Annotated in this window: 10 protein-coding genes and 1 pseudogene; 1 reads left to right on the top strand and 10 read right to left on the bottom strand. The window is 67.1% G+C overall.

Going from position 1 to position 11,030, the window contains the following annotated elements; translation table 11 throughout:
- On the bottom strand, positions 1–216 hold a 216-nt coding region (locus tag ACTMTI_RS55870; RefSeq protein WP_441129229.1), incomplete at its 3' end, for a transposase.
- Positions 217–317: 101 nt separating this feature from the next.
- Positions 318–1,091: an IS5 family transposase gene (locus ACTMTI_RS55865; RefSeq protein ID WP_441129228.1), complete on the bottom strand. Its 774-nt coding sequence runs from the start codon at positions 1,089–1,091 to the stop codon at positions 318–320.
- A 27-nt stretch (positions 1,092–1,118) separates the two neighbouring features.
- On the opposite strand from ACTMTI_RS55865, the gene ACTMTI_RS55860 reads away from it, so the two are divergent.
- Entirely contained in the window at positions 1,119–2,234 is a 1,116-nt protein-coding gene (locus tag ACTMTI_RS55860; protein WP_441129227.1) for a MerR family transcriptional regulator, read from the top strand.
- A 48-nt stretch (positions 2,235–2,282) separates the two neighbouring features.
- Here the strand turns inward: ACTMTI_RS55860 and ACTMTI_RS55855 are convergent, their stop codons facing one another.
- The 8 genes and pseudogenes from ACTMTI_RS55855 to ACTMTI_RS55820 form a co-directional block, all read right to left on the bottom strand.
- Positions 2,283–2,498, bottom strand: coding sequence for a recombinase (locus ACTMTI_RS55855; protein ID WP_441129226.1), 216 nt, complete (start codon positions 2,496–2,498; stop codon positions 2,283–2,285).
- A gap of 238 nt (positions 2,499–2,736) precedes the next feature.
- Positions 2,737–3,051, bottom strand: a complete 315-nt coding sequence (locus ACTMTI_RS55850) for a hypothetical protein (RefSeq protein WP_441129225.1) — start codon at positions 3,049–3,051, stop codon at positions 2,737–2,739.
- 133 nt (positions 3,052–3,184) lie between these two features.
- A complete protein-coding gene (locus tag ACTMTI_RS55845; protein ID WP_441129224.1) occupies positions 3,185–3,730 on the bottom strand; it encodes an HAD domain-containing protein in 546 nt (181 codons plus the stop codon).
- The gene (locus ACTMTI_RS55840; RefSeq protein WP_441129223.1) at positions 3,727–6,015 is read right to left on the bottom strand and encodes a tyrosine-type recombinase/integrase; all 2,289 of its coding nucleotides are present in this window, start codon (positions 6,013–6,015) and stop codon (positions 3,727–3,729) included. The genes ACTMTI_RS55845 and ACTMTI_RS55840 overlap by 4 nt, the downstream gene beginning before the upstream one ends.
- Positions 6,016–6,143: 128 nt before the next feature.
- Positions 6,144–6,974, bottom strand: a complete 831-nt coding sequence (locus tag ACTMTI_RS55835; RefSeq protein WP_441129222.1) for a tyrosine-type recombinase/integrase — start codon at positions 6,972–6,974, stop codon at positions 6,144–6,146.
- Positions 6,975–7,429: 455 nt separating this feature from the next.
- Positions 7,430–9,790, bottom strand: a complete 2,361-nt coding sequence (locus ACTMTI_RS55830; RefSeq protein ID WP_441129221.1) for a tyrosine-type recombinase/integrase — start codon at positions 9,788–9,790, stop codon at positions 7,430–7,432.
- Positions 9,791–9,828: 38 nt separating this feature from the next.
- Entirely contained in the window at positions 9,829–10,395 is a 567-nt protein-coding gene (locus ACTMTI_RS55825) for a tyrosine-type recombinase/integrase (protein WP_441129220.1), read from the bottom strand.
- A gap of 213 nt (positions 10,396–10,608) precedes the next feature.
- Positions 10,609–11,030 (bottom strand): annotated as a pseudogene (locus ACTMTI_RS55820) (hypothetical protein); the annotation flags it as partial.

The raw sequence follows: 11,030 nt of genomic DNA, 5'->3' as shown, positions 1-11,030 counted from the left end.
ACCAGCAAAGATCGAGTAGCCTGACACTGGCCGCATGACACACCCCACCGCGTGTCCACTTCCGTGGGGGAAGGCCCCCACGTACAGGATCGCGTTGACGATCTTCCTGCGCGGATGCTTCTCCGGGCGTCCGCCGGTGTTTGGCTCGGGCAGTAAGGGTTCGATCAGCTCCCACTGCGCGTCGGTCAGGTTCGAGGGGTAACAAGCAGGGGACATCCAGCCATCCTGGCAGCCCCAGCACCCGTCGACTCGCCGCCGAACCGAGCATGAATGATCTTCTCAAACACCGCTCTTAGTGCCCGTGTACAAACTGACAGTCAGGTCGATTTGGGAGATGCGGATCGTGCGAGTCGTCGTCCCATGAGGATGATCATCGCCCACAAGACCATGGCCTCGTGATGCTCGGATAACCGCTCATAGTCCCGCACGCACCGCCTGCGCTGGGAGATCCACGACAGAGTCCTCTCTACCACCCACCTGCGGGGCAGGACCACGAAGCCGCTGACATCGTCGCTGCGCTTGACGATCTGCAGAGTGAGCCGGACGTGCTTTTTGGCCCAGGTCACGAGCTTGCCGGCGTAGGCGCTGTCGGCCCAGATCAGCGCGGTCCGCTCGTACCAGTCGCGCAGGCGTTCCAGCGCGGGCTTGGCGCCGTCGCGGTCCTGGACGCTGGCGGCGGTGACGATGACGACCAGCAGCAGGCCCAGGGTGTCCACGATGACGTGCCGCTTGGTGCCCTGTACCTTCTTGGCCGCGTCGTATCCGCGCGAGCCGGCGGCGACGGTCTCGGCGGCCCGCAGCGACTGCGAATCGATGATCCCCGCGCTGGGCTCCGGCTCGCGCCCGTCGGCTATCCGGACCTGTTCGCGCAGGTCATTGTGGAGAGCATAGAGATCACCGTCCTGCCACCAGCGAGTGAAGATGGCATGGACGGTGCGCCAGGGCACCAGGAAGTCGGCGGGCAGATTGCGCCACTTGCAGCCGTTGTCGACTTCTCTGAACCAGACCATCGCTCCGGCTTGCAGGAGTCGCCTCGGACCGCTGCTTCGCGTTCGGCCCTTGCTGCCGTGAGTGAGGCTCTTGACCCTCACGTGGCGTCAGGCTGCATAGTCGGTGCCGTGGAGGATCACTGGACCGTGGGACGCGTGGCCGAGCTGGCCGGCGTGAGCGTCCGCACGCTGCATCACTATGACGAGATCAGGCTCGTTCGGCCGTCGGCGCGGACCGCGGCTGGGTACCGGGCCTATTCGGCGGGCGATGTGGAGCGGCTGCGGGAGGTGCTGGCCTATCGGCGGTTGGGCTTCGGGCTGCGGGAGGTCGCGGAACTGGTCGGCGACCCGTCCACCGACGCGGTCGCGCATCTGCGCCGACTGCGCGGCCTGCTGCTGGAGCGGCGTGATCGCGCTGACGCCATGGTGGCGGCCATCGACAGGGAACTTGAGGCACGGGCGAAGGGACTGAAGGTGACGCCGGAGGAGCAACTGGAGATGCTCGGTGCACGGCTGTACGACGCGATCGGCAGCGCTTACACCGCGACACGGCGTACCGAGCCGCGAATCGCCGCGCAGATCTGGGACGCGCTCGGAGATGCGCAGACGGTGCTGAACGTCGGGGCCGGCACCGGCTCCTACGAGCCTGCCGATCGTGACGTGACCGCGGTCGAGCCATCGGCGGTCATGCGGGGGCAGCGGCCAGCCGACTCGGCGCCGTGCGTGGCCGCCGCCGCGGAGAACCTGCCGTTCGAGGACCAGTCCTTCGACGTCGCGATGGCCGTCTCCACCGTTCACCACTGGGGGGACCCGATAGCGGGGCTGCGCGAGATGCGGCGCGTGGCCCACCGCGTGGTGGTGCTCACGTTCGACACCGACGAGCCCGGATGGCAGGACCGGTTCTGGCTTACCCGCGACTACCTGCCCGAGTTCGCCGCCGTCCTCGCAGAATTTCCCTCGCTTGCTGGGATGGCCGACGCGATCGGCGCCCGCGCCGAGCCGGTGCCCATCCCGTGGGACTGCGCTGACGGCCTGTTCGAGGCGTACTGGCGCCGACCGGCGGCGTATCTGCAGGATCACGTGCGCCGCGCGATGTCGGTGTGGACGAGGGTCGGGCCGGAGGCCGAGCAGCGGGCGGTGCGAAGCCTCGGCGACGACCTCGACTCCGGCCGGTGGGCCGAGCGCAACAGCGACCTCGCCGACCTCGACGCGGCAGATCTCGGCCTCCGCCTGCTCATCGCTTGAACCGCGTCGCAGCGTCAGTATCATGGCGGCTCCTGGACGGCCCGCCGGTCATGTGCGGCGCTGAGCGGGTATGGCGCTGTGGACGGGACCGGCAACGCGACCCGGCATGCCCAGGTCGATCGCCCGCGAGCTCCGCTCGTCGAGCTGGGCGAGCTTGTCCTCGGCGCCAGCGAGGCTGACGCGAAGTCCTTCGATCTCGCCGAGCCATCCTTCGCGTTCGGCTTCGGCGATACGGGCGAGGAGGTTGTCCCGGATCTCCTCCAACCGGGCGCGCTGGGCCGGGTCGGGTCGGAGGAGCGAGCAACGAACACAAGCTTAACCGAACTGATCTTGATTGGCTGCGAGGATCATGGTCTTCGAGCGCGGCGACTGAGTGTGACCGAGCAACATGTTTGACGTCAGGTCTTCGGCGTGTCGCAAGTGCCGTGGCCGCATACGTTCGCCGGGTTGTTGGCCGCACTACTCTTTCCGCGTCTTGGCGCCGAATGTCCTGGTCAGAGAACTACTTCTGGCGCAGGCTCTCGATTTCGGCGGCCAACACGGCCATGTCGCGCACATGGGTGTAGTACTTGGTTGCATACTCGTCGTCGATCGTCGGGAGGACCTCCTCGAACACCGACGTCAGCCGCGTCAGACCAGAGCGGTGTTGTTCGCTGAGCGGGCCTTTAAGGACGCCTGCGGCGAGGCCGTAGGCGTCCGCGTCGAGCATCGCCATGTCCTGGTCCTCGATGTCGAGGCCGCGGAAGCCGGGTGGGAACGGCATGGCCATGTGCTCGGCCATCATCTGTGAGAGCGCGTCGAGCTTCTCTTTCAACATGTGGGAAATCCTCCCAGGGCACGCGGGCGTCCCCGAGTGCGGTTCGCGTCATTGGACGCCCCGGCACGCCAACCGCGGGCCCCAACCGGTGAACCTATCCGGTCAGATCACTGGGGATCTGTTCGAAGCTCGATCAGGTGGTGCCATCGGACGGTGCTGTCGTGCTGGTCCGGCGTAGCCACTGGTTGATGATGAGGTAGTCGGCCTCGGTGAGGCCGGTGCGTGGGTTGATTCGGTGAAGGAGTGCCGGCCCGGGATGGTGCGCGGAGACCCAGGCACGATCTTTGTCGGTGACCTCGTCGTCGATCCAGGCGAAGGGGCGTCCTGCTGCCCAGGTGACAAGGGTTCGGGTCTTCCAGTGCAGGCCGTCGCGTTCGTCCTGCTGCTCGGTCTCGGGCTCGTCCGGCCAGGCCACGATCGCCAGCGAGGGCAGCCCAAGGCGGGGTGCGATGCACTCGTTGGCGTCGTTCATCCAGCTGGTGGCCCAGACCAGCTCGCAGGGCAGCGTCTTCAACCGGGCTCCGTGGTCGGGATTGATCCTGGCCAAGAGCGGATTTGCTTCTGCTTGCGGCGACGAGACGGTCTGGTAGGTCGGATACTGCTGCGACGGAGCGCCGAAGGGGATGAGTGGTCCGTCGACGTCGAGGAAGAGCAGGGGACGCTGTGCGGATCCGGTCACGGCTGCACGATATCGGGAGTGGTGGAAGCATCAGTGAATCGTCCGGCCGTCTTGCGGATGCTGGGCATTCCGAGGTTGACGGTGCTCGTGCGGACAGCCGCTTTGTGCATGGCTTGAAGCTTCTGCTTCGCCGCCGCGAGGGTGGTCTCGATAGCGGCGACTTCGCCGAGCCAGCCCTGTTGTTTGGCTTCGACGAGCCGGTCGATGAGGTTGGCGTGGATTTCTTCCAGCCGCGGCTTCTGAGCTGGGTCAACGCGAAGGAGTGGGCATCTGACACAAGCGTTTTCATGCGCACAAGGGGTTCCATAGTCGCGTCCGCATATTCCGAGCGCGACTTTCCGCAATTCGAAATGGGCGAGAAATTCTTCCCATTCGCTGGCCGTAAGGTCGCGGTATTCCTCACTGGGACGCTCGGCGCGGCGGCGGGCGATGAAGGCACGATGATGGGTGATGACGTCGTCGGGGTAGATCGCGGCATAGCCCATCGTGGTGTCGAGCAGGGCGTGTCCGCAGATCTTGGCGGCGATGTGGGGTGGAAGTCCGGAGCGCAGGGCGTCGGTGACGAAGATTCGACGGAAGTCATGGGGCCGCCATTCGAGAGGTTCACCGGCGATGGTGATCTGCGCAGCGGCCGAGGTGGCGATCAGGCATTCGCGGATGTAACTGCGGGTCAGGGCCCGGTCCTCGGAGCCGTAGCGGCGTTGGAACAGGAACGGCATCGGCGCGCTCCAGGTCTGCTCGAACACGTCGCAGGCGGAGACGAGGGGTATGGCGGCTTGGCCGCGCCGGACTCGGAAGATGATCGCGGTAAGAACCTCCGCGAGCTCGGGCGAGACGAGCAGGAGCCTTTCGGCATCGGTTTTGGATGGAGCGATCTGCAGCATGGGGACGACTTCGCCGGTGGTTGGCAGGGTGTAGGCAACGAAGCTGTGGTGGGTGAGTTCGAGCATTTCCTCGATCCGGATCCCGGTCGTGCGCAGCACCTCGACAGTCGCCCAGGACCAGAATGCGGCCTCTTCCTCGTGGGTGAGGCTGCGTTTCATGCCGGTGGCGACCTCAATGACGTAGACGCGTCCGGACGGACCTTGCCGGCATCGCCGGAACGCGCGGCCTTCGACAGTGAAGACTTCGCCTTCTGGCGTGGTCCGGGCCGTGCTGATTAGGTGTTCAGCGGCCTTGCGCTGCTGTCCGACCGCGCGCAGCAGGGCGGGCATGAGCGGGAGCTGGGTCCGGGTGCGCTGGTCCATCCGCGACTTGACGCCAGACCTGGACTTCTTCGTGGCGCATTCGCTGGCCTTGATCGGGCACGGGACTGCCCACTTGGCCCAGCGGGTGGGGTCGTCAAGTGCCCAGCGGGCGATGTCCTCGTAGAAGGCCTTGACGAAGACCAACTCGCTGCGGAAGTTGACGCGCGGGCGGATCGGGTTGCCGTCAGCATCGCGGATATAGGCGAGCCGCTCTTTCCACGCTTGGGAGACCTCTGGCGCCAGGTGCAGGGAGTCGATGCCCGGGTGGTGGAGTTCCAGGTCGCGCCAGAACAGTCGGCAGAGGTTGCGGGCGATCGAGCGGAGCGAGGTGTGGTCCAAGTCGGCAGCCCGCTCGGTGAGGTATTCGACCATCAGGTTCCGGATCGGCCGGCACTCGATGCCGTACTTGTCGACGACCTGCTCGATGCTGGGACGAGCCTCGATGCGCAGTGCCCGCAGCCGCGGTGGAGCGGTGGCGGGCAGGATCCCAGTCTCCTTCAGCAGCGCGTAGAACAGTGGCCGTCCGGCGCTTCCCCGAAAGTGATGTTCCTCCAAGGCGGCCGTCAGTTCGACGCAGTCGCCGACGGTGATGTCCGCGACGGCGCCACCCTTGTGGATCACTATCCAGGTGAGCTTGTTCATCGCGTCTGAGCGGGCCCACCCGATCGCGTCCTGGGCGTGCTGCTCGAGCCGAGTGAACCCTTCGGAATCGAGCGCCTGACGTGCCTCTGCCAGCATCAGCCCCAGGCGCTGCCGCAGAAGCCACCGGTAGGTCGGGCGGATCACCTGCCCGACGACGAGCAGGGTGAGCCCGCCGATCAGCTCGTCGCGCCGGAACCGCCGCGCGTCGCTGCCCAGAATCGAGTCGGTCCAGTCCGACCCGGCGGCGTCCACCCCGCTGGCCAGCCAGCGGTCCTGCCAGGTGTCGCCAGGCTGTTGTTCCAGCCAGTCCAAGAGCTTGATCAGCCCGCGACGCCGGGTCAGGTCACGCCTGACCGTCGTGGTGTCGGTGAAGGTGGCCAGCAGCCGCGTCGTCATGGCCTGGCGTTCCTGCCGAGCCTGCCACCACCCATCCGGCAGTGGACGCGCCTGCCACTCCGATGGGGGCTCCGGCAGCGTTCGCCGTGCGGTCCCGTTCGCGGGGCCGTCATGAATCTTGCGAGGCATCATGCCTCCCCGGTGATTTGCGAAGTGCCGAACAGAGCGGCCAGGACCTCGGGCCGATACCCGGGCGCGGGCGGCGCCGGGAGCGACGGCGGCCCGCTGCGCTGCCGCTCATGGTGGGCCAGGACGTGGCTGATTACCTCGTCGGGGGCCGGGTTCGTGTAGATCTCCGTGGTGGTGATGTGAGCGTGCCCGAGTACCCATTGGACGTCGGCGAGCGTCAGGTTCGGGTCGCGGATCATCCTCTTGGCGGCGCTGTGCCGCAGGTCGTGAAGGGTCCAGTTGGCTCCAAGCATCTGGTTGACCCGGGTGAACACCATCCTGGCCGCGTCGTAGGTGAGCGGCCGGAATGGTCGCCGCAGCGTCCACCACACAGGTTCGGAGGACCCCCGTGGGATCAAGCCGTGCATCTCCTGCTGGTAGAGGCGCAGCCAGACGAACGCGTCCATCGAGGCGGGCAGATGCTGCAACGCCTGGCTGCCCTTGCGGATCACACCGATCGTCTGATCTTCCGGGGCGACCAGCCCCTGCACGACGCCCAGGAGTTCCGAGGCTCGAGCCGCGGTGGAGACGTAGAACGCGATGAGAGCGCGATCACGGTTCGAGGTCAGAGTGGCGAACAGCTCGTTGAACGCCTGGTCCGGGATGATCCTCGGTGATGGCTTGGGCTCCTTGGGCTGATAGGCGGCCCGCCGCGTCGGCTGACGGAACGGCTGCATGGGGTTGTGGTGGGCGTTGGCCCTGCCGTCCTCGGCGCCTTCGGCTGCGGGGAACGGGTTGATCAACGGACGACCGTGAATGTCGCGGTGGTACTCATAGAACGAACGGATCACCGCCCGAGCATGGCGACGCGTCCGGGGAGCGTACTGCAGCCCTGGCGTCGCTTTCCCAGTGAGCGAGTTCACCGTCCCGGGAGCCGGAGCGTCAGGCCGACGAGGCCGAGACGGTTTGCGGACGGTCTTCAGCCACAGTGCGAAGTCCCGGGCTTCGGCTCGACCCGCGGCATCCCATCCCACCCCGATCGCCCGCAGGAACCGGAACCAGCCGAGCAGCTCGAAGGCGTACGACCTCAGCGACGTCGGCCGAGCGTCGTCAGCCAGCATGTGGTGGAGGAACTCGCTCACTGCGGCAACCTCGACACCATGCTCATCCAGCAAGGCGTACGGCCTCAGCGGATCGCCCGTCTCCACGACCCGACCGACCCGCTCCACCCTCAACGCCGCGACGTCCCGAATCCCGGGCTCTGCCATTTCAGCCTCCGCGTGCCGACGACCTCAACGACACGCGATCACAACAGATGCAGCCGATCGCCCGCAGTGACGATCAACCACCACAGCCACGGAACCCAGGCACCCCTCCCTCGGCCTAGCCCGTTCCGCCGCGCACACCGACGAAGAGCTAGTTCGGTCAACGGGACGTGTTCATGAACACAAGGGCTTGAAAAGGCACGAGCGCAGATGCCGATGGACAGCTTGCGTTTCTCGAAGTGGGCGAGGAACTCGTCCCATTCCTCCTCAGCCGGCGTGCGGTACTCGGCGCTGGGACGTTCTGACCGGCGCCGGGCGATGAACGCGCGGTAGGCCTCGATTGCTTCCTCGGGATAGGCGGCCTTGTAGCGCATCGTGGTCTCGATGCTCTCGTGGCCAGCGATGACCTGCGCGATGTGCGGTGGCAGGCCGCTCATGATGGCGTCAGTGATGAAGATCCGGCGAAAGTCGTGAGGGGTGAAGCGCAACGGCAGGCCGGCGTCGTCGGTCAGCCCGGTGGCGGCCAGGGTCTTGTTCAGCAGCGCTTTGACCGCTGCGGTGGCGATGCCTCTGGCCTCGCTGCCCGTGCGCCGCTGGAAAAGCAGCGGCATTGGGGGTGACCAGGTTCGCTCGTGCCGGTCGTAGGCGGTGACCAGCGGGATCGTGCCACTCGTGCCGCGGACACGCTGGACCACCGCGCTGAGCACGTCGGCGAGTTCGGGGCTGATCAGCAGCAGGCGTTCCACGTCGGACTTCGACGGTGCGATCTGCAGCAGCGGGACGAGTTCGCCGGTTGAGGGCAGCCGGTACTCGGTGATGGCGTGATGAGTCAGCTCCAGTAGTTCCTCCACCCGCACCCCGGTATGGCGGAGAGTCTCGATGATGGCCCAGGCCCAGAAGGCTTCGTCCTCCTCGGTGCCCAAGTCGCGGCGGCTGCCGGTGGCCGGGTCGACGGCCCATACCAGCGGCGATAGCAGCCTGTCTCTGGCCAGGATGGGGCGGCGCCAGCGCTGGCCGTCGACCTCGAAGTCCTGGCCCGCTTCGACCGCGCTGGCCGCCTGCAGGCGGCGTCGGGCCGCATCCAGTCGGTCCCTTGCGGTCTTGACCAGGAGCGGAAGCACGGGTAGGCGTTCGCGGGTGCGTTGATACATACGGGCCTTGCGGTGCTTGTTGACCTTGCTCTGTCGGACCATGAGGTCGCTGTCGCGGATGGGACATGGCGCGACCCACGGTCCCCAGCGGGTGGGTTCCTCCAGCGCCCACTGTGCGATGTCCTGATAGAAGGCCCCAACCGCGGTCAACTCGTTGTCCGAGAGCCTTTTGATGCGCTCCTCGGTGAGGCTGCCATCGCTGTGGCGCACCTTCCGGATCTTGTACTGCCGTCGTTCTTTCCACGCCGCCACGACGTCGGGCGCCAGGTGCAGCGAGTCGATGCCGGGGTGGTGGCGCTCGAGGTCGGCCCAGAACTTGCCGCCCAGCATGAAAGCCAGCTCATTGAGCGTGCCGTAGTCCACGGCCGGCTGACGTTCGCGCAGATAGTCGAGGATCACCGCGCGGATCGACTGGCATGCAATCGGGTAGCGGTCGAGCAAGGCTTCCACGCTGAGCTCCCCCGTGGTCCGGGTCAGCGCCCTAAACGACCCCGGAGCCTCCGCTGGCAAAACGCCGACCTGGCGCAGCAGCGTGTAGGCCGCGGCCATGTATGTCGCCCGCCGGCCAGCAGCCTTGCGCAGATCGTAGGCCTCGACACAATCGCCGACGGTCACCTCGGCGACGGTTCCGCCCTTGGCTGCCATGATCTTGGCGATCATGGCTATCGCCGCCGACCCTTCGGCCTGCAGCGCGGGCGTCGCCGCGACCGTCTCCCGCAGCAGGGCGAATCCCGCTGGGTCGCGGACTCGGGCCATCTCGTCGGTCAGGCACACGGCGTTGTGCTTGCGCTGCAGTAGGTGGGACAACGACGGACGCAGGACGTCCAGGCTCACCAAGATGAGAAAGCCGCTGGCCAGCTCGACGGGATTCCTGGCGACTGTGCCGATCGACTGCTCGGCCAGCCAGTGCCCGGCGGTGTCGCGCCAGTCCGCGTTCTCCTCGGCTCCGGACGCCTGCCAGCGCTGCTGCCAGGTCTCGGCGGGGAAGCAGGTAAACCATCTCAGCAGCCTCTGAGCGCCGCGGCGCTGATGCGCTCCGCTGTACTGATTCGAGGTCGATGTCGCTTTCCTGACCAGCTGCTCGACCTCGTCGACTGCGAGCGTGGTCGTGGGCCAGACGGTCACCGGTCGCCGAGCAGGATTTTGATCTCTCAGGGCCTGCATCGCCGAGTTGGTGCTGCCCGCGAGCGTTGCCGAGGTCGTTTCGACCTCTACCGTATCCGCGGGCGGTCGGCCTGCCGTGACCTTCATAGCGCGTGTCCCAACAGGACTTGAAGCGAGGACGGGTTTTAGCCCGGCGCCGACGTCGGCGGCGGAGTCTCGCGCCGCCGGGCGTGATGGGCGGCAACCCGCTCGATGACCTGGTCCTGTGTCGGGACGGTGTAAATCTCGGTGGTGCTCAGATGCGCATGGTTGAGCACCCATTGCACGTCGGTGAAGGCCATGTCGGGATCGCCGGCCATCCGCTGCGCGGCCGTGTGGCGAAGATCGTGCAGCCGCCAGTTCGCGCCGATCAGATCGTTGACCCGCTCGAACATGCGGTGCGCGGCATGGTAGGTCAGCGGGCGAAACGGTCTGCGCAGCGTCCACCACAGCGGCTCGTCCCGCCCGAAGGGGACTAGGCCGTGCATTTCCTGCTGGTGGAGCCGCAACCAGACGAAGGCGTCGGATGATGCCGGGACCTGCTGGATCGCCCGGCTGCCCTTGCGCTCCACCGTAATCAGTTGGCGGCCGGGCTCGACGCCGCCCTGCAGCACGCCGAGCAGTTCCGCGGCCCGCACGCCGCTGGAGACCCAGAACGCCACCAGCGCCCGGTCGCGGTTCGACCGCAGTCTGGCGAACAGCTCGTCGAACATTCGATCCGGTATCGCCTTCGGCAGCAGCTTCGGCGCCGTCGGCCGGTAGCGGCCCGAACGCTCCGGCTTGAACGGCTGGAGCGGGTTGTGGTGAGCGTGAGGCCGACCATTGCCCCGGGAGCGATGCAGTGGGAAAGGATTGATCACCGGCCCGGACGCGATCCGCCCCAGAGGCCTCTGTCTAGCGACCCTGAGGCCGCTCCGGCGGGCGGCTCAGGAACACTCCCGCATGATCCGCACCAGCTCATCGGGCCGCACGGGCGGCTCCGGCAGCGGGTGGGCGGCTGACGCCCGGAACCCGTCCAGCATCAGCGCCAGGTGCCGTCGCCACGCCTGCGGCCGCACGCCGGCCGTGGCCTCGACCGTACGGGCGATCCCCCAGGTCACGAACGCCATGTCCTCCAGCGTGCAGTCCGTCCTCAGCGCCCCGGCCTCCCGCGCCCGCGCCAGGATCTGCTGCATCAGCTCGTATCCCCGTGCATGGTCTTCCGAGGGCGGCGCAACCTGCGGGACTCGGCGTGAGACCAGGTCGTTGTAGCCCCGGTCGGCGGCCTGCAGCTCGCACACCCGCTCCAGAAAATGCACCAGTCCGTCCCACGGATCAGGCATCGACAGGGCGTGCTCCGCGATCCGCA

Origin of the sequence: Nonomuraea sp. H19, from assembly GCF_052068215.1 — a bacterium.
Classification (GTDB): Bacteria; Actinomycetota; Actinomycetes; order Streptosporangiales; family Streptosporangiaceae; genus Nonomuraea.
This window is presented reverse-complemented; position numbering and strand designations above follow the sequence as displayed.

Excerpts from the sequence above, each read along its gene's own strand:
- ACTMTI_RS55830 (WP_441129221.1), bottom strand. The coding sequence starts at position 9,790 with ATGAAGGTCACGGCAGGCCGACCGCCCGCGGATACGGTAGAGGTCGAA.
- ACTMTI_RS55850 (WP_441129225.1), bottom strand. The coding sequence starts at position 3,051 with ATGTTGAAAGAGAAGCTCGACGCGCTCTCACAGATGATGGCCGAGCAC.
- ACTMTI_RS55840 (WP_441129223.1), bottom strand. The coding sequence starts at position 6,015 with ATGACGACGCGGCTGCTGGCCACCTTCACCGACACCACGACGGTCAGG.
- ACTMTI_RS55825 (WP_441129220.1), bottom strand. The coding sequence starts at position 10,395 with ATGTTCGACGAGCTGTTCGCCAGACTGCGGTCGAACCGCGACCGGGCG.